This is a genomic window from Promicromonospora iranensis, from assembly GCF_028994775.1.
Classification (GTDB): Bacteria; Actinomycetota; Actinomycetes; order Actinomycetales; family Cellulomonadaceae; genus Promicromonospora; species Promicromonospora iranensis_A.
In genome coordinates, this window is sequence record NZ_JAJQMN010000005.1 from 95,233 (window position 1) to 112,448 (window position 17,216).

Here is a 17,216-nt window from a genome sequence, read left to right on the forward strand (position 1 = left end):
CGGTGATGGTCGGTGACGGTTTGGCCCGGTGCCGCCACTGACGCCCCGCGCCGGACGGCGTGTCGGCCCTCAGTGCCCGGGGGAGGGCGGGGCAGTGCGGACCCGTCCGCGGGGGCCCGCGCCGCCCGGTACACCGTTGGGCGCTCCGGCGTCCCAGGCCCGCGCGATGCCGAGGCGGCGCAGATGGTCGCCGGTCACGGTGGCGCCGTCGGGCCCGATCCAGTGCTCGACGCCGAAGCGGTCGTCGGTCGCCGCGTCCCAGCGGCGCATGAAAGGCGTGCCGTTGTCGGCGATCACCACCGATCCGTAGGTGGTGGGAAGGGCCTGGGCGGGGAGATGGATGAGGGTGTAGACCTCGGCGAGGTCCGCAGGCCCGACGGAGGACACGCTGTACCAGTTGCCGTCCACGTCCCGCTGGACCGCGTAGCCGCTGGCGTCCAGCGCGACGCTGAGGTGGGGCAGGTCGGCGTCGAGAAGCTCCTGGCTGGTCTGGTAGACGGTGCCGACCTGGGCTACGTGGCTCATCGGGCGATCTCCTCGTCGTCGACGCGGTGGTGGTTGTTCACCCATCAAAGCGGATTTGTCGCGATTGCGGGGGCCGTGGACGGGCCGCCCGGGTGACCGGGCGGCCCGTCGAGGTCACCGCGTTTCCGTCGAGGACGTGCCCGGCGCCGCGTCGGCGTCGGTGGTGGCCTCGGCGTCGGCCGGCGCGCCCTGGTGCGGGCGACGGCCCAGCTCGGCGACGTGCGCGGACGCCTCCGTGTCCCCGGAGTCGCGCGTGGCGTACAGGCTGGTCGCCGTGACCACGGCGAGGACGCCGATGATGACGCCGAGCGACGCGAGCGTCGGGATCTCGGGGACGCTCGCCCAGATGCCGTGGGCCCAGTGCAGGACGAGCTTGACGCCGATGAACGCCAGGATCGTCGCGAGCCCGTACCCGAGGTGCACCAGCTTGCTGAGGGCGCCCTGGAGCACGAAGTACAGGGCGCGCAGGCCGAGCAGGGCGAAGGCGTTGGTCGCGAACACCAGGTACGGGTCGCTCGTGATGCCGTAGACGGCGGGGACCGAGTCGACTGCGAAGACGATGTCGGTGGCGAAGACGGCGACCACCACCACGGCGAGCGGGGTGAGCATGCGCCGCCCGTTCTCGCGGACCGAGAGCCGGGGCCCGCGGTAGTCCTCGGTGACGGGCATGAAGCGGCGGATCAGCCGGACCGAACGCATCTGCGAGACGTCGGTGTCGTGCGCGCCGCCCTTGACCTGGTCGACGAGGATCTTGACGGCCGTCGCGAGCAGGATCGCGCCGAAGAGCAGGAACGCCCAGCTGAGGTTGGCCAGGACCGCCGCCCCGAGCGCGATGAAGATCCCGCGGAGCACGAGCGCCCCGATGATGCCGAGCAGGAGCACACGCTGCTGCAGCACCGCCGGCACCGCGAAGGCGGTGAGCAGGAGCATGAAGACGAAGAGGTTGTCGACGGACAACGACTTCTCGACCAGATACCCGGTGAGGTACTGCACGCCGGTGTCCGAGCCGTAGGTGGCCCAGATCCACCCGCCGAAGGCGAGGGGGAGGGCGATGTAGAAGGCGCTCCAGCCCAGGGCCTCCCGCATGGACACCTCGTGCGGGCGTCGGGTGATGAGGAAGTCCACGGCGAGCAGAGCCAGGACGGCGAGGATGGTCACGGCCCACATGGTGGGCGTGGCGATCGAGGTCAGGGCAGAGGCAGGGGCAGTGGTGAGGGTGAGCAAGGAGTCTCCTGGTAGATGGCTCCGAGGTCTCCTTCACCTTGCCGCAGCAAGGTCGCCGCCCGAGGTCGCTGGTGCGACCGTACTGACCGGACGATGTTTGGGAAGTACTCCCCCCGCACAGCGCATATTACGACAGGTTTCTGGATGAGGTAAGCGTTGACAGGCTGGAGCCGCGGCCCTGACCGCGCCGGGCTACCGGTGCTTGGCGCTGGTCCCGCCGTCCCGGTGCGCGAGCGTGGCGAGCGCGTCCTTCCAGTACCCCTCGGCGGCGATCGCGTGCCGTTCGGTGTCGATGTTTTCCTCGACGACGGTGACCCGCGTGCCGCCGTCGTCCGGCTCGAGCATGATGCGGATCTCGTGGTAGTTCTCGGGGACGTCGTCGAGGCCGTTCAGCGGCGCGAAGTGCGTGAAGTGCAGGAGCCGCGGGCGGTCGACGGCGATGACCGTGCCCTTGTCCGCGAACACCCGGCCGAAGAAGTGGCCCTCGAATGTGATGGGGCTGCCCGGCTGGAAGTCCGTCTCGATGTTGGCGCCCAGCATCCATCGTGCGCCCGGGTGCACGAGCACGGCCCAGACGCGCTCGGGGGGCTCGGCGATGTGGGTCGTCGCGGTGACGCTGTGGCGCGGGGTCTCGGTGCTCATCGTTGCCTTCCGTCGTGCTCTCGGACACGACCGTACCCCGCCGCAGGTCAGGTGTCGGCGCGCGGGATGCCAGCGGACGTCCGCCGGTCCATAGTGGCGGGAGTAGTGGCGGGAGTAGTGGCGGCAGGCACCAGGAGGAGGTGGCGATGGGCGCAGTCGGGAACGGCCTCACCCACAGCTGCGACGCCGACAACGGCATCCACCGTCGCCGGCGCGGGAGGGGGTTCAGCTACGTGGACCACCGCGGCGCGCGGGTCACCGACCCGGAGACGCTCGAACGGATCCGCTCGCTCGCCATCCCGCCCGCGTGGACCGACGTGTGGATCTGCCTCGACGCGACCGGGCACATCCAGGCCACGGGGCGTGACGCCAAGAACCGCAAGCAGTACCTGTACCACCGCCGGTGGCGCGAGCACCGCGACGCCGCCAAGTTCCACGAGCTGCTGGAGTTCGGTGAGGGGCTCACCGCACTGCGCAAGCGGGTCGACGCCGACATGCGTGCGCCGCGGCTGGGGCCGGACCGTGTGGTCGCCACCGTGGTCCGGCTGCTCGACGAGACACTGATCCGCGTCGGCAACGACGAGTACGTGCGCTCCGGCGAGTCGTTCGGGCTGACGACGCTGCGGAACCGGCACGCCACCATCGAGGGGGCGGAGGTGCGGTTCCGCTTCCCCGGTAAGTCGGGCACGCCGCACGACGTGGTCGTCCACGACCGGCGGGTGGCAAACATCGTCCGCCGCTGTCGGGAGCTGCCCGGTCAGCAGCTGCTGCAGTACGTGGAGGGCGACCAGGTGAAGAGCATCGGGTCGCGCGACGTGAACGACTACCTCGGCAGGGTGACCGCCGCGGACTACACGGCCAAGACCTTCCGGACGTGGGGCGCCAGCGCGGTCGCCTTCGGCCACCTGCGTCGTCTCGACCCGGGCAGCCGGCGCGAGCACGACGCGCAGCGCGCCGAGGCCGTCCGGATCGCCGCCGCCCACCTGCACAACACCCCCGCGGTGTGCCGCAAGAGCTACATCCACCCCGCGATCCTCGCCGACGACCGGGCCGACCTCGACCGCCTGATCGAGCGGTCCCACGCCAACGCCTCCCGCGGGTCCCGTTGGATGGACGCCGACGAGCGCGCCCTCCTGAAGTTCCTGACGGCCGCGGAGGAGGCCCACGAGGCGCCGGCCGCGTGACGGGCAGGCGTGTCCGGCAGGCGCGACGGACGGCTTGACGCACGGGCGGGAAAGAGACGCACGGGCGGGAAAGATAGGGTTGCCGACGTGCATCACTCCATGGCCGAGGGCGTCCGACGAATCGACTTTCTTCCCTGGGAGTACGACCCCACGTCGCAGGAGGGTGCGGCCCAGGAGGCGCGCCAGGGCGAGCTGGTCGACGCCGGCGCGCTGATCGGCACGGGTGTCTTCATCGCACCGAGCGCGGCGGTCTTCTGCGACCGGCTCGCGGTGGGCGACCGCACGTACATCGCCGCGCTCGCCTACGTCACGGGTGACCTGACGATCGGCGCCGACTGCTCGATCAACCCCTACGCCGTTGTCCGTGGCGAGATCCGGATGGGCGACGGCGTCCGCATCGGTGCGCACACGTCGATCCTCGGGTTCAACCACAGCATGTCCACCGACCGGCCGATCTTCGAGCAGGGCACGTGGAGCAAGGGCATCACGCTCGGCGACGACGTCTGGATCGGCTCGAACGCCACGATCCTCGACGGTGTCACGGTCGGGGACCACGTGATCGTCGGGGCGGGCGCCGTCGTCACGAAGGACGTGCCCGACTGGGCGATCGTCGCGGGCAACCCGGCGCGAGTCATCCGGGACCGCCGCGCGGAGCAGGGCGCCGCCTCGGCCCCGGAGGTGACGCCGGACGCGAGAGCGGACGCGACCGCGGACCTCGCCGCGGAGCTCCGGTCGTTCGCCGGGCGCGCCCGGGAGCAGGCAGGTGAGCTGCTGGCCCGCTGCTTCGAGGACGGCCGGTTCGTCGACCGGCCCGCCGCGGCTGCCGGGCCGCTGGAGCCCGCCGTGCGCCCGTGGGCCGACGCCGTCGAGATCGCGGACCTGCTGCTCGGCGGGCCGCCGCCCGGGTTCGACGCCGGGGACCTGGTCCGGCGCCTCACCGCCCGGCAGGACCCGGCGACCGGGCTGATCCCCGAGGGTGACCTGTCCGACAGCGGTGTGTCGGAGCGGAGCCCGGCACAGCCGCCGGCGTCCGAGGAACGCCTCGACCCCATGGACGGCAGCGCGAGCTACCACATCCTGAGCGTCGGCTATGCGGTCCGGCTGCTCGGCGGGCGCCTGCCGTACCCGGTCCGGGCCGTCCACTCGATGACCGAGCGCGACCTCGTCAGGTCCCTCGAAGCGCGCGACTGGGGCGCGCAGGCCTGGGGGAGCGGGGCCGCCGTCGACGCGCTCGCCACGGCGTGCGCCCTCAACATCGCGGACTTCTCGGCGGAGCTGCCCGACGGCGGGGCCGGCCCGGTCTACGGGCTCATGGGCTGGCTGTCGGCCGCGGCGGACCCCCGCACGGGCATGTGGGGCACACCGCAGCCCGCGCCCCGTTGGCTGCAGGCCGTGAACGGGTTCTACCGGCTCACCCGCGGCTCGTACGCGCAGCTCGGGCTGCCGTTGCCCTATCCGGAGGCCGCGGTCGACACCGTGCTGGAGCACGCGGCCGACCCCTACCTGGCCACGCCCGAGGGGTACACCGCCTGCAACGTCCTCGACATCATCCATCCGCTCTGGCTCGCCGCCCGGCAGACGGGGCACCGCCGTGCCGAGGGCGAGGCGTGGGCGCGCGGCCAGCTGCGGCGCGCGCTGCGGAGCTGGACCGACGGCGCGGGCTTCGCCTTCGCCCCGGCGTCCGGCGGTCCTGATGCCGTGGCCGGGCTCCAGGGCACCGAGATGTGGCTGAGCATCGTCTGGCTGCTGTCCGACTACCTCGGCATCGCTGATGCACTGGGCTACCGGCCGCGCGGCGTGCACAGCCCCGACCCGCTCGTCCGGCTGGCACCTGTCGGGGAGCGCTGACCCGGCCGCACCGCCGTTCAGCTGCCCACGACGGCGGCCGTGGACCCGCGGACGACGAGCGTGGTGGCGAGCTCCTCCCGTGGCGCGACGGACGGCTGGCCGGTGCTGATGCGCAACAGCATCCGGAGCGCCGCCGAGCCCATCTCCGCGATGGGCTGGTGCACGGTGGTCAGTGCGGGGCTCACCCACTGGGCCTCGGGGGAGTCGTCGAAGCCCACCACGCTGACGTCCTCGGGGATGCGGAGGCCCAGGGCGGCCGAGGCGTCGTACACGCCGAGCGCCATGGTGTCGGAGCAGGCGAAGACCGCCGTGGGTGCCGGGGTCTGCCGCAACAGCCGCGTGGCCTGCTCGGCGGAGCTCGCACGCTGCCAGTCGGTGTGCGCTATCCGTTCGTCCGGAAGCTCGATGCCGGCCTGCGCCACGGCCGAGCGGAACCCGTCGATGCGCGCCTGGCTGTAGAGGTGCGTGCGCCGTCCGGCCAGCACGGCGAAGCGGCGGTGGCCGAGCGAGAGCAGGTGTTCCGCGGCCGCGCGGCCCCCTGCCCAGTTGGTGGCCCCGACGCTCGCGACGGTGCTCGGCGGCTGCGACACGGGGTCGAGCAGCACGATGGGCACCTGGGCGGCGGCCAGTGTCGCGAGCTGGTCGCTCGTGGTGTCGACGAGGGCCAGCACCGCGCCACGCAGCCGGCGGGCCAGGAGCCTGGTCAGCCAGGCGTCGTCCGGCGGCCGGGCGACCGAGACGACGACGTCGACGCCCGCCTCCTCCGCGGCGTGCTCGACGCCGCTGAGCGCGCGGTTCGCCCAGGTGCCCTCGACCCCGCTCAGCACCAGGTCGACGAAGGGTGAGTGCGCTCCGCGCGTCACTGCGTCCCGGCCGGACCGCCCGCGGTAACCGAGCTCCGCGACGAGGCCCATGACGCGGGAGCGGGTCTCCGCCGAGACGTCGGAGCGGCCGCTCAGCACCTTCGACACGGTGGGCACCGTCGTCCCGGCCGCCTTCGCGACGTCCGCGAGGGTCGTCCTGCGGGGCTGCTGCATGTCGCGACCTTAGCCACGGCGGCCGAAGTTGCGCAACATTCTGGACCTTGATCGAGCCTTGGTCGTGCTGTATCAAAGACCTGCGGCACTTCGCCCGGCTCAATGTTGCGCAATGTTTGGAGCGAGCACCACATGACTACTTCGACGACGAAGCGCGCCCTGGTCGTGCGCGGGGGATGGGACGGGCACCAGCCCGTGGAGACCACCGACTCGTTCCTCCCGTTCCTGAAGGAGCACGGGTACGACGTGCGGGTCGAGAACACGACGGCGGTCTACGCCGACGCCGACTACCTGGCCGGCGTCGACGTCGTCGTCCAGACCAACACGATGAACACGATCGAGGGCGACGAGCTCCGTGGCCTGATCACCGCCGTGCGGAACGGCGCAGGCCTGGCCGGGTGGCACGGCGGCATCGCCGACTCGTACCGGAGCAGCTCCGACTACCTCCAGCTGATCGGCGGGCAGTTCGCCGCCCATCCGCCCCGCGCTCTCCCGGAGGAGCTGGCCGGCGACGCGTCCGACAACTTCGTGCGCCACACGGTCGACATCGTCCCCGAGCGGGCGGACCACCCGATCGTCGCCGGGATCTCCGACTTCGAGCTGACCACCGAGCAGTACTGGGTCCTGTCCGACGACTACAACGACGTGCTCGCGACCACGACGCTCGCCGCACGCGACTTCGACCCGTGGCACCGGCCGGTCACCTGCCCGGCGATCTGGACCCGGCAGTGGGGCCTCGGCCGCGTCTTCGTCTCGACGCCGGGCCACGACCTCGCCGTCGTCGAGGACCCGAACGTCCGCACCGTCATCGAGAGGGGCATCCTGTGGGCCAGCCGCTGAGGGTGGGAATCGTCGGCGTCGGGGCGATCTCCGGCCAGTACCTGTCCACGTTCGCACGGCTCGAGGCGGTGCGCCCCGGCGCGGTGCGGGTCGTGGCGGTCGCCGATCTTGACGCGACCCGCGCCGCGGCGGTCGCCGCCGAGCAGGACGTGCGCGCGCTGACGGTCGACGAGCTGACCACGGATCCGGAGGTCGACCTCGTCCTCAACCTCACGATCCCGGCCGCGCACGCCGAGATCGCGCTGAAGGCGATCGCCGCCGGCAAGGACGTCTACGGCGAGAAGCCCCTCGCGGCCACGCTCGAGGACGCGCGCGCCGTCCTCGAGGCGGGCCGTGCGGCAGGGGTGCGGGTCGGCTGCGCACCCGACACGGTGCTCGGCACCGGCGTGCAGACGGCGCGCGCGGCCATCGACGGCGGTGCGATCGGCGAGCCGGTCGCGGCGACCGCGACGATGATGACGCCCGGCCACGAGCGCTGGCACCCGAACCCCGACTTCTACTACCAGCCCGGCGGCGGCCCGCTGCTCGACATGGGCCCGTACTACGTGACCACGCTCGTCACGCTGCTCGGCCCGGTCGCCTCCGTCGTCGGCACCGCGAGCCACACCCGCACAACGCGCACCATCGGGTCCGGTTCGCGGCAGGGTGAGGTCATCCCGGTCGACGTCGACACGCACGTGACCGGTGTGCTCCGCCACGAGTCCGGCGCGCTGTCGACCCTCGTGATGAGCTTCGACTCGGTAGCGACCCGGGCCTCCGAGATCGAGGTCCACGGCCAGACGGGGTCGCTGATCGTCCCGGACCCCAACAGGTTCGACGGCGACGTGCAGCTCCACGAGCTCGGCGGTGCCTGGCGGACCCTGCCGCCCAGCGCCGGGTACCGCGACGCGGCGCGCGGCTACGGCGTCGTGGACCTCGCGACCACCCCGCCGGGGACCCCCGCCCGCGCGAACGGGGACCTCGCGTACCACGTGCTCGACATCATGACGTCGCTGCTCGCGTCGGCGGGCAGCGGGACCGGCGTCGCCGTCGAGAGCACGTGCGAGCGGCCGGCGGCAGTGCCGCTGTCGGACATGCCGCTGTCGGACATGCCGCTGTCGGACATGCCGCTGTCGGACATGCCGCTGTCGGACATGCCGCTGTCCGACGCGCCGAGCTGAGCCGGACATCCGGCCCGGACCGGTGCGGCGTCGCGCTCAGGGCGCGACGCCGCGCCGGAAGGACTGCACCGCGAGGTCGGCGGCGACATGGCGGGGAAGGTCCTGGTTGCTGACCTCCGCGGCGCTGTAGAGCAGCGCGTAGAAGAGCGTGACCGCCCAGGTGGTCGGGATCTCGGGGGCGACGGCCCCCTCGTCGCGTGCCCTGTCCATGAGCGCCCGCATCTCCTCGTCGCCGTCGTCGGCGGACCAGTGGGGGTTGCCGTCGAACCTGTTCGGGTCCGAGAACAGGAAGATCACGCGGTCGCCCATCTCGACGCCGGCGCGCAGGTGCTGCTCGAGGGTGTAGATCGCCGATGCCGGTGCGCTGCCGTCGTCCAGCGACTCCAGCCGCGCCAGCGAGTCGAGCAGGAGCGCGTCGATGAGCGCCTGCCGGTCGGTGAAGTAGCGGTGCAGGGTGGAGCGGCTGACCTCTGCCCGCTCGGCGATCGTGCTCAGCGAGGCGGAGAAGTCGCGCGCCCATACCGATGCCGCCGCGTCCAGCACGGCCTGGCGGGTCCGTGCACGCGCACCTCGCTCGATCTGCTCCGTCGTCACGTGCCGAGGGTATGCCGTCACCATCCGAGACACAATTCAGTTGCGAAATGCGACAGTGGTGTCGCAGAATGATTCGCGCTAGTGCGATCGAGCGCGAACCGAGCGGACGGAGTGGTGACGTGCCAGAGGGCATGACTGTTGACGAGCGGGACACCGGCGGGCGGACCACCCCCGAGGCGATCGGGGCCGGCGAACGGACCACCACGGACCGCACCACCAAGGACCGCACCACCAAGGACCGCACCACCAAGGACCGCACCACCAAGGACAAGGCGCGCATCCTCTGGGCCTACGCCCGCCCGCACAAGGCGGTGCTCGTCGTCGCCCTGGTACTCGGCGCGCTCGGCACCGCCACCGAGCTGGCGACGCCGCTCGTCACCAAGTCGGTGCTGGACGGGCTGGAGACGTCGGCGTCCCTGCGCGCGCCCATCACGATCCTCGCGGTGCTGCTCGTGGCCGGGTCGGTCATGGGGCTGGTCCAGGGCATCATGCTCGGCACCCTGGCCGAGCGGATCATCCTCGCGGCCCGTACCGGCCTCGTGCGCCATCTCCTGCGTGCCCGGGTCCCGGAGGTCACCTCCCGTGCGCCCGGCGAGCTCGTCACCCGGGTCACCTCGGACACGCTGCTCATCCGCGAGGCGACGACGTCCAGCGTGGTCAACTTCGTCAACGGGATCATCGGCCTGGTCGGCGCGGTGGTGCTCATGGCCTACCTGGACGTGGTGCTGCTCGGCGTCACCATCGCCGTCCTGGTCCTCGCCGGGATCAGCGTCGTCGCGCTCATGCCGCGGCTGTCCAAGGCGCAGCAGGAGGCGCAGGAGCACGTGGGCGCGCTCGGCGGCCGCCTCGAAGGGGTGGTCCGCGCGCTGCGGACGGTGAAGTCCGCCCGCGCCGAGTCGCGCGAGACGGAACGGGTCTCCAGCCACGCCGAGGCCTCCGCCCGGAGCGGGATCCGCGCGGTCAAGCTCGAGAACGTGTCGTGGACGATCACCGGCGTCGCGGTGAACCTGGCGGTGCTGCTGCTGCTGGGCATCGGGGCGTGGCGGGTCTCCACCGAGGCGATCACCGTGAGCACGCTCGTCGCCTTCCTGCTGTACGTGTTCCAGCTGATGATGCCGGTCATGCTCCTGACGATGTCGATGACGTCGCTGCAGTCCGGCCTCGCGGCCGCCGCGCGGATCGCGGAGGTCGAGGAGATGGAGCTGGAGACGGACGATGCCGCCTCCGCCGGTGCCGTGCCGCGGGCGGGCACCGGCTCCGCGGGCGTCGGCGGCACGCCCCCGGTGCTGCGGCTGCACCAGGTCACGTACCGCTACGCCGGCAAGGCCGCGCCGGCGCTGGACCGGGTGTCCCTCGACGTCCCGCGGCGCGGCCACACCGCGATCGTCGGGCCCTCGGGCGCCGGCAAGACGACGATCATGTCGCTCCTGCTCCGGTTCCTCAGTCCCGCCGAGGGGCGCGTCGAGCTCGACGGCCACCCCTACGAGCACTGGACCACCGACGAGATCCGGTCCCGGATCGCCTACGTCGAGCAGGACACCCCCATCGTGCCGGGCACCCTGCGGGAGAACCTCGCCTACGCCGCCCCGGGCGCCACCGACGCCGAGGTCCGGTCGGCGGTCGACGCCCTGCGGCTGACCGAGCGCGTGGCCGCGCTGCCGGACGGCCTGGATACCGAGGTCAGCGCCTCGCAGCTGTCCGGCGGCGAACGGCAGCGGGTGGCGGTAGCGCGGGCGCTGGTGGCCCGGCCGGACATCCTGCTGCTCGACGAGGCGACGGCGCAGCTCGACGGCCTCACCGAGGCCGCGCTGGCCTCCGCGATCCGGGAGGTCGCGAGCACCGGGGCCGTCGTGACCATCGCGCACCGGCTCTCGACGGTCATCGACGCCGACCAGATCGTGCTGCTCGAGCGGGGCCGGGTCCGCGCGGTCGGCCGGCACGCCGAGCTGCTGGAGACGGACGAGCTCTACCGCGAGCTGGTCGCCGCACTCCGGATGGAGACGGGCAGGGCCGTACCGGGCGTCGAGGAACCTGCGCCGGTCAGGGCGTAACGGCGCTCGGCCGTCCGACGGCCGCCGAAATCAGCTGGGCCTTGACCGGCACTCCTGGTTACGGTGTCGCGCATGTCGTCGGTCAAGAAGTTCCAGGTCACTTTCGACTGCGCGGAGCCGGAGCGTGTCGCCCGGTTCTGGTGCGAGGTACTGGGGTACGTCGTGCCGCCACCTCCCGAAGGGTTCGCCACCTGGGACGACTACAACAGCTCGCTGCCCGCCGAGGAGCGGGACTCCTGGTTCGGCTGCCAGGACCCCACCGGTGAGGGCCCGAGGCTCTACTTCCAGCGGGTGCCCGAGAGCAAGATCGTCAAGAACCGCGTGCACCTCGACGTGCGGGTGGGCACCGGGCTCGTGGGCGACGAGCGTCTCGCCGTGCTCGAGGCCGAGGCCGCGCGGCTGATCGCGCTCGGCGCGACCCACGTGCTCACGCAGCTCGCCGACGAGGAGAACGAGTCCTGCATCACGCTGCAGGACATCGAGGGCAACGAGTTCTGCGTCGACTGACGGGTCGACTGACGAGCCGACCGACAGGCCGACCGACAGGCCGACCGACAGGCCGACCGACGCTACCCCGGCGCGAGCCGGGGTAGCGTCTGCTCCATGCGTCTGGGCGTTCTCGATATCGGGTCCAACACAGGACATCTGCTGGTGGTCGACGCCCATGGTGGTGCGGCGCCGCTGCCCGCGTCCTCGCACAAGGAGCCGCTGCGTCTCGCCGAGCACCTGGACGACGACGGCGCCGTCAGCCCGGCCGGTGTCGAGGCCCTCGTGGAGTTCACCGCACAGGCCGTGCGTGTCGCCGAGGAGCGGGGCTGCGCGGAGACGCTGGCGTTCGCGACGTCGGCCGTACGCGACGCCGTGAACGCCGACACGGTGCTCAAGACCGTGCAGGAGCGCACCGGGGTGCGGCTCGAGGTGCTGAGCGGCGAGGACGAGGCCCGGCTGACGTTCCTGGCGGTGCGCCGGTGGTTCGGCTGGTCGGCCGGCCGGCTCGCCGTGTTCGACATCGGCGGCGGTTCCCTCGAGATCGCGGGCGGCGCCGACGAGGCGCCCGACGCCGCGTGGTCGCTCCCGCTCGGGGCGGCGCGCCTGGCCCGCACGCATTTCGCCGTCGTGCCGGACGCCGAGGCGCTGCACGCCCTGCGTCGTGACCTTCGCGCCGAGATCGCGCAGAACGCGGGGACGCTGCTGCGTGCCGGGCGGCCCGACCGTGCCGCCGCGACATCCAAGACCTTCCGTTCGCTCGCGCGGATCTGCGGGGCGGCGCCGGCGGCGGACGGGCCCCTCGTGCGCCGGGTGCTGTCGCTCGAGGCGCTCCGTGACCGGGTCGACGAGCTGACCCGCACAAAGCTTGACGATCTGGCCCGGCTGCCGGGGGTCTCGCCGAGCCGGGCCCACCAGATCGTCCCGGGCGCGCTCGTCGCGGAGGCGTGCATGGACGTCTTCGACCTGACCGAGCTGGAGATCTGCCCCTGGGCGCTGCGCGAGGGAGTGATCCTGCAGCGCCTCGACCAGATGCCGCACATCGGCTTCGGCTGAGTCCTGCGGCGCGGCTCTCGGCGTCGGACGGCGGATCGTGAGAAAAAAGCGCCCCGAACGTAACGCCCCGGCACGCGGCGCGAAACGGGCCTTCGCGAGTCTCCGTGTCATGGGGCGCCACCGCATGGTGGCGCCTCTGACCAACGACCCGCCTCTGACCGCCCTGGGAGAACCATGACCCACGTGAAGCCCGCGGACCTCGTGACCCGCATGATCGACGCGGGGGAGGCGAAGGTGCACCTGTCGACCCGGGACACCCTGATCAGGGCGTTCATGGGCGCGGCCCTGCTCACGATCGCCGCGGCGTTCGCCGTCACGGTGTCCACCCAGACGGGGGAGCCGCTGCTCGGCGCGATCCTGTTCCCCGTCGGGTTCGTCATGCTCTACCTGCTCGGGTTCGACCTGCTCACCGGCGTCTTCACGCTCGCGCCGCTGGCGTGGCTGGCCAAGCGGCCGGGGGTCACCGTCGGCGCGGTGCTGCGCAACTGGGGTCTGGTGTTCCTCGGGAACCTGGCCGGCGCGATCATGGTGGCCGTCCTGATGGCCATCTACTTCACCTACGGCTTCTCGACCGAGCCCAGCGAGGTGGGCCAGGCGATCGGCGTGATCGGCGAGGGCCGCACCGTCGGTTACGCCGACCATGGCGCCGCCGGCATGCTGACGCTGTTCGTCCGCGGCGTGCTCTGCAACTGGATGGTGTCCACCGGCGTGGTCTTCGCGATGATCTCGACCAGCGTGACCGGCAAGGTGGTCGCGATGTGGATGCCCATCATGCTGTTCTTCTACATGGGGTTCGAGCACTCGATCGTGAACATGTTCCTGTTCCCGTCCGGCCTCCTGCTGGGCGCCGACTTCACGATCATGGACTACCTGGTCTGGAACGAGATCCCGACGGTGATCGGCAACCTCGTGGGTGGGCTCACCTTCGTCGGGCTCGTCCTGTACGCCACGTACGCCCGGACGGCGCCGAGCCGGCGCCCCACCGTGGTCGGCAACGTCGCGGAGCCCGTGGTCAGCGAGCCGGCGGTCGACCGGGAGCGCGAGCTGGTCTGAGCGCCGTCTTGCCAGGCGGATACTGGCCGTATGTCGGTTGTCTCGAAGCCCGTCGAGCGTCTGCGTACCCGGGTGGGCGACGCGCTCTTCCTGCGGGTCGCCGGTCCGGGTGGGTACGAGGCGCGCGACCGGATCCACCTCACGCCCGGACCCCGCTGGTTCCCGCCCGACAGCCCGATCCAGCGGGTGCACGGCGACTCGGCGACCTTCGTCGGCGGGCTGCGGGCGCTGCTGCTGCAGTCGCTGCACCCGCTCGCGATGGCGGGAGTGGCCGGCCACTCCGGTTACCGCGGCGACCCGTGGGGCCGTCTCGCCCGCACGTCCACGTTCCTCGCGTACACGACGTTCGCGACGGCGGAGCACGCCGAGGAGATGGTGGACCGGGTGCGCGCCGTCCACGCGCGGGTGCGGGGCAGGGCGCCGGACGGCCGCCCGTACCGGGCGAGCGACCCGCACCTGCTCACGTGGGTGCACGTCGCGGAGGCCGACTCGTTCCTGACCGCCCACCAGCGCTACGGCGTCCGGCCGCTCGGCCCGGACGAGGCGGACGAGTACGTCGCCCAGTCCGGCCGGGTCGCGCGTGCTCTCGGTGCCGAGGACGTGCCCGAGACGGTGCGCGAGCTCGCCGACTGCCTGGAGTCCTACCGCGGCGAGCTGGAGGCCACGCCCGCCGCCCTCGACGCCGCGCGCTTCCTGCTGCGTGAGCCCCCGCTGCCCTGGCCGGCGCGGGGTCCCTACCGACTGCTCGCCGCAGGGGCCGTCGCGCTGCTGCCCGCGTGGGCGCGTGACGAGCTCGATGCCGGCACACGGTTCAGCCGGACGCTCGGCGGTCCCGCCGGGGGAGTCGCCGTCCGTGCCGTCCGCTGGGGCATGGACAGCGTCTCGCGCCAGGGCCGTCGCCGGTGACCCGGTGGCTGACGCCGTGTCAGAGGCGGCTGCTAGCTTCCGGCGCATGGGGAGACTGACCGAGGGCGACGTGACGTCGCTGATCCGCGACATCGAGGCCGGGCTGGAGGGCGCCGCCACGACCCCGGTCTTCTCGGCCGGAGGCGTTGACGAGCCGCCCTACCTCGCCTGGGGGCTCGGATCCGGGCGGCCGACGGCGGTCGGCGTGACACCGGGCGGGCTCGAGTTCCGCACCGGCGAGTACTGGGCCGCGAGCTATTCCGAGCTCGAGGTGACGGACGACCCGTGGGTGGCGGACGGCGTCGAGCGGAACGCCCTGGCCCTGCGCGAGTCGCTGCGCGTCGCGGCGGAGCGCACGGCGAAGCTGGCGCGGCGTGCGAGCGGCCCGAGGCCGTCGGCCGCGGACAACATCGTCGCCTATCTCGGGTCGCCGGGTCCCGAGAGCTTCGAGCGGCTGCTGTCGGACGTCGTGCTGTGGGTCGACCACCGGGACGACGACGAGTCGGTGGTCGCGGGGGTGAGCCGGCTGCTCGACGGCGTGCCGGTCAGCGCCCGCCGGAGCGCCGCCGGGCGCCTCACGATCAGCGGACCGCACGGTGAGCGGACGGTGACCCCGAAGACCCGTGACACGACGCTGCGTGCGCTCGCGACGGTGCTCGGTCCCGGGTTCGAGCTGCGGCAGTGGGTCGGCGGCGTTCCCGCGGACACGGTCGCGATCGCCGCTCTGCCCGCGGAGGCGTGGGCGGGTGTCGCCGCGGTGCGGTCGGCACGCGCCCGCGATGCTCAGTTCCGCAGGATCCACGCCCGGAGCACGATCTTCGGCTGACTCAGTTCCGGGGATCCACCATGGGCAGGGTCCCGGCCTGCGCGGCGACGTGTGGGGACGCGCCGGTGCGGGTTCCAAACTGCCGCTCGAATCGTTCCGGCACAGTTGTGTACGTTCGTACATTGGCACCGTACGATCGCTCCATGGCCGACCCGTACCGTCGTCGACGACTATCCCTGTTCGCGCTCTCCCTCCTGACGGGAATCGGCCTCTCCTCGTGGGTGACCCGCACGCCCGCGGTGCGCGACGCCGTGGAGGCGTCGACCGCGGGGATGGGCCTGATCCTGTTCGGGCTGTCGGTCGGGTCGATGGTCGGTGTCCTGTCGGCGGGTTACTACGTCCGCCGCCACGGCGCCCGGCCCGTCATCGTGGTGGGCGCCGCGCTCACGGTCGTCGGCGTGGCGGTGATCGCCCTCGGCGCGGGCGCGGCGGCGGCGGCGGGGGTCTTCGCAGGGCTGCTGCTCGTCGGGCTCGGCGGCGGACTGGGCGAGATCGGCCTCAACATCGAGGCGGCAGCGGTGGAGACGGCCACCCGCAGGCCGGTGCTCCCGCTGCTGCACGGCTGCTTCAGCCTCGGCACGGTGGTGGGCGCGCTCGCCGGCATCGGGCTGACCGCGGTCAGCTTCCCGGTGGTCTGGCACCTGTTGGCGGTCGCCGTCGTCATGGCCGCGTTCGCCCTGTGGGCGTTCCCCGGGATCCCCGCAGGCACGGGCCGCACGCGAGCACACGGGCGGCAGGACGACGACAGCCGGCGCACCCGGGAGCGTCGCCCCAGCGTCTGGCGTGACTCGCGGCTCGTGCTCATCGGTGTCGTCGTGCTGGCGATGGCCTTCGCGGAGGGTTCGGCCAACGACTGGCTCCCGCTGCTCATGGTCGACGGGCACGGCGTCTCCGCCGCGAGCGGGTCGCTCGTCTACGCGGGCTTCGCGCTCGCGATGACCGTCGGTCGCTTCGCGGGCGGCCCGTTCGTGGTCCGCTACGGACGGCGCGCGGTCCTGTCGGTCAGCGCCGTCGGTGGGGCGATCGGCGTCGCCGGGGTCGTCTTCGCGCCGAACCCGGTCCTGGCAGGCATCGCCGTCGCACTCTGGGGCCTCGGCGCCTCGCTCGGGTTTCCCGTGGCGATCTCCGCGGCCGGCGACGACCCCGAGCGGGGCGCCGAGCGGGTCAGCGCTGTCGCGACGAGCGGCTACCTGGCCTTCCTCGTCGGCCCGCCGCTGCTCGGCTTCCTCGGCGAGCACGCGGGACTGCGCCAGGCGATGCTCGTGGTCGCCGCCCTGCTCGTCGTCGCGGCGCTGGCCGCCCGTGGTGCCAACCCGCCCCCGTCGACTCCTGCCACCCCGACGGACCGCGCCATCCGACCACCCGCGGCCACCCGTGACCCGCGTTGACACAGCACGGCGGTTGACCACAGCAGGTGCTGCCGAACGGGCCTGCTCTGCCAGTGACTGCTGTGGTCAACCGCCGTGGGCGGGGCGGGCGTCGTCCTCGGTGCGGTCGGCGCCGCAGCGCCAGCACCGTCCGGCCGGGCCCTCGTTGAGCGCCCCGCAGTCCGGGCAGACCTCGGACAGCCAGCAGGCCGCGTCCCCGCCGTCGGGCCGGCTCACGTGCTGAGGATCGTCCGTCATGTTCCCTCCCCGTGGTCGTCGTGGCGTCTCGATGGTCCTGTCGTGCCGATGTTCCCACGACGTAGCCTGCGGCGTGCTCGCCGCCACATCGCCGCCGCCGCGCCTCCGGGTCATCCAGGTGGTCTGGGTCCTGGGGTATCTGGTCGGCACGACCATGCA

At 72.6% G+C, this 17,216-nt stretch carries 17 protein-coding genes; 11 read left to right on the top strand and 6 right to left on the bottom strand.

The features are described 5' to 3' along the window. Nucleotides 1–69 precede the first annotated feature (69 nt). The 3 genes from LUU90_RS10355 to LUU90_RS10365 form a co-directional block, all read right to left on the bottom strand. Complete coding sequence (locus tag LUU90_RS10355; protein ID WP_275003340.1) at nucleotides 70–525, bottom strand: hypothetical protein; 456 nt, start codon at nucleotides 523–525, stop codon at nucleotides 70–72. 114 nt (nucleotides 526–639) lie between these two features. Beyond that, entirely contained in the window at nucleotides 640–1,749 is a 1,110-nt protein-coding gene (locus LUU90_RS10360) for a TerC family protein (RefSeq protein WP_425596217.1), read from the bottom strand. Between the two features lie 192 nt (nucleotides 1,750–1,941). After that, nucleotides 1,942–2,391: an SRPBCC family protein gene (locus tag LUU90_RS10365; protein WP_275003341.1), complete on the bottom strand. Its 450-nt coding sequence runs from the start codon at nucleotides 2,389–2,391 to the stop codon at nucleotides 1,942–1,944. Between the two features lie 146 nt (nucleotides 2,392–2,537). Between LUU90_RS10365 and LUU90_RS10370 the strand changes: the two genes are divergently transcribed. After that, nucleotides 2,538–3,575 (top strand): DNA topoisomerase IB, encoded by a 1,038-nt coding sequence (locus LUU90_RS10370; RefSeq protein ID WP_275003342.1) that lies wholly within the window; start codon nucleotides 2,538–2,540, stop codon nucleotides 3,573–3,575. An 87-nt stretch (nucleotides 3,576–3,662) separates the two neighbouring features. Beyond that, nucleotides 3,663–5,423: an acyltransferase gene (locus LUU90_RS10375; RefSeq protein ID WP_275003343.1), complete on the top strand. Its 1,761-nt coding sequence runs from the start codon at nucleotides 3,663–3,665 to the stop codon at nucleotides 5,421–5,423. 17 nt (nucleotides 5,424–5,440) lie between these two features. Here the strand turns inward: LUU90_RS10375 and LUU90_RS10380 are convergent, their stop codons facing one another. Then, the gene (locus LUU90_RS10380) at nucleotides 5,441–6,460 is read right to left on the bottom strand and encodes a LacI family DNA-binding transcriptional regulator (protein WP_275003344.1); all 1,020 of its coding nucleotides are present in this window, start codon (nucleotides 6,458–6,460) and stop codon (nucleotides 5,441–5,443) included. Nucleotides 6,461–6,592: 132 nt separating this feature from the next. On the opposite strand from LUU90_RS10380, the gene LUU90_RS10385 reads away from it, so the two are divergent. Then, a complete protein-coding gene (locus LUU90_RS10385) occupies nucleotides 6,593–7,300 on the top strand; it encodes a ThuA domain-containing protein (RefSeq protein WP_275003345.1) in 708 nt (235 codons plus the stop codon). After that, the gene (locus tag LUU90_RS10390) at nucleotides 7,285–8,460 is read left to right on the top strand and encodes a Gfo/Idh/MocA family protein (RefSeq protein WP_275003346.1); all 1,176 of its coding nucleotides are present in this window, start codon (nucleotides 7,285–7,287) and stop codon (nucleotides 8,458–8,460) included. The genes LUU90_RS10385 and LUU90_RS10390 overlap by 16 nt, the downstream gene beginning before the upstream one ends. 36 nt (nucleotides 8,461–8,496) lie before the next feature. Here LUU90_RS10390 and LUU90_RS10395 read toward each other — a convergent pair whose 3' ends face one another. Continuing rightward, a complete protein-coding gene (locus LUU90_RS10395; RefSeq protein ID WP_275003347.1) occupies nucleotides 8,497–9,054 on the bottom strand; it encodes a TetR/AcrR family transcriptional regulator in 558 nt (185 codons plus the stop codon). A 131-nt stretch (nucleotides 9,055–9,185) separates the two neighbouring features. Here LUU90_RS10395 and LUU90_RS10400 point away from each other — a divergent pair, with 131 nt between their 5' ends. From LUU90_RS10400 to LUU90_RS10430, 7 genes are all read left to right on the top strand, one after another. After that, nucleotides 9,186–11,105: an ABC transporter ATP-binding protein gene (locus LUU90_RS10400; RefSeq protein ID WP_275003348.1), complete on the top strand. Its 1,920-nt coding sequence runs from the start codon at nucleotides 9,186–9,188 to the stop codon at nucleotides 11,103–11,105. Between the two features lie 72 nt (nucleotides 11,106–11,177). Beyond that, nucleotides 11,178–11,612, top strand: coding sequence for a VOC family protein (locus LUU90_RS10405; protein WP_275003349.1), 435 nt, complete (start codon nucleotides 11,178–11,180; stop codon nucleotides 11,610–11,612). A gap of 96 nt (nucleotides 11,613–11,708) precedes the next feature. After that, nucleotides 11,709–12,647 carry a Ppx/GppA phosphatase family protein gene (locus LUU90_RS10410; RefSeq protein ID WP_275003350.1) on the top strand — a complete coding sequence of 313 codons (939 nt, stop codon included), beginning with the start codon at nucleotides 11,709–11,711 and terminating at the stop codon, nucleotides 12,645–12,647. 174 nt (nucleotides 12,648–12,821) lie between these two features. Continuing rightward, the gene (locus LUU90_RS10415) at nucleotides 12,822–13,700 is read left to right on the top strand and encodes a formate/nitrite transporter family protein (protein WP_275003351.1); all 879 of its coding nucleotides are present in this window, start codon (nucleotides 12,822–12,824) and stop codon (nucleotides 13,698–13,700) included. 30 nt (nucleotides 13,701–13,730) lie between these two features. Continuing rightward, entirely contained in the window at nucleotides 13,731–14,606 is an 876-nt protein-coding gene (locus LUU90_RS10420; protein ID WP_275003352.1) for an oxygenase MpaB family protein, read from the top strand. Between the two features lie 46 nt (nucleotides 14,607–14,652). Beyond that, nucleotides 14,653–15,432, top strand: a complete 780-nt coding sequence (locus LUU90_RS10425) for a hypothetical protein (protein WP_275003353.1) — start codon at nucleotides 14,653–14,655, stop codon at nucleotides 15,430–15,432. Between the two features lie 143 nt (nucleotides 15,433–15,575). After that, nucleotides 15,576–16,820: an MFS transporter gene (locus LUU90_RS10430; protein WP_275003354.1), complete on the top strand. Its 1,245-nt coding sequence runs from the start codon at nucleotides 15,576–15,578 to the stop codon at nucleotides 16,818–16,820. A gap of 66 nt (nucleotides 16,821–16,886) precedes the next feature. Here LUU90_RS10430 and LUU90_RS10435 read toward each other — a convergent pair whose 3' ends face one another. After that, complete coding sequence (locus tag LUU90_RS10435; RefSeq protein WP_275003355.1) at nucleotides 16,887–17,057, bottom strand: hypothetical protein; 171 nt, start codon at nucleotides 17,055–17,057, stop codon at nucleotides 16,887–16,889. Between the last annotated feature and the right edge of the window lie 159 nt (nucleotides 17,058–17,216).

What these genes read in the sequence shown, in the direction of transcription:
- LUU90_RS10355 (WP_275003340.1), bottom strand. Translation starts at nt 525, where the DNA reads ATGAGCCACGTAGCCCAGGTCGGCACCGTCTACCAGACCAGCCAGGAG.
- LUU90_RS10365 (WP_275003341.1), bottom strand. Translation starts at nt 2,391, where the DNA reads ATGAGCACCGAGACCCCGCGCCACAGCGTCACCGCGACGACCCACATC.
- LUU90_RS10370 (WP_275003342.1), top strand. Translation starts at nt 2,538, where the DNA reads ATGGGCGCAGTCGGGAACGGCCTCACCCACAGCTGCGACGCCGACAAC.
- LUU90_RS10380 (WP_275003344.1), bottom strand. Translation starts at nt 6,460, where the DNA reads ATGCAGCAGCCCCGCAGGACGACCCTCGCGGACGTCGCGAAGGCGGCC.
- LUU90_RS10385 (WP_275003345.1), top strand. Translation starts at nt 6,593, where the DNA reads ATGACTACTTCGACGACGAAGCGCGCCCTGGTCGTGCGCGGGGGATGG.
- LUU90_RS10400 (WP_275003348.1), top strand. Translation starts at nt 9,186, where the DNA reads ATGACTGTTGACGAGCGGGACACCGGCGGGCGGACCACCCCCGAGGCG.
- LUU90_RS10405 (WP_275003349.1), top strand. Translation starts at nt 11,178, where the DNA reads ATGTCGTCGGTCAAGAAGTTCCAGGTCACTTTCGACTGCGCGGAGCCG.
- LUU90_RS10410 (WP_275003350.1), top strand. Translation starts at nt 11,709, where the DNA reads ATGCGTCTGGGCGTTCTCGATATCGGGTCCAACACAGGACATCTGCTG.
- LUU90_RS10415 (WP_275003351.1), top strand. Translation starts at nt 12,822, where the DNA reads ATGACCCACGTGAAGCCCGCGGACCTCGTGACCCGCATGATCGACGCG.
- LUU90_RS10420 (WP_275003352.1), top strand. Translation starts at nt 13,731, where the DNA reads ATGTCGGTTGTCTCGAAGCCCGTCGAGCGTCTGCGTACCCGGGTGGGC.
- LUU90_RS10425 (WP_275003353.1), top strand. Translation starts at nt 14,653, where the DNA reads ATGGGGAGACTGACCGAGGGCGACGTGACGTCGCTGATCCGCGACATC.
- LUU90_RS10430 (WP_275003354.1), top strand. Translation starts at nt 15,576, where the DNA reads ATGGCCGACCCGTACCGTCGTCGACGACTATCCCTGTTCGCGCTCTCC.
- LUU90_RS10435 (WP_275003355.1), bottom strand. Translation starts at nt 17,057, where the DNA reads ATGACGGACGATCCTCAGCACGTGAGCCGGCCCGACGGCGGGGACGCG.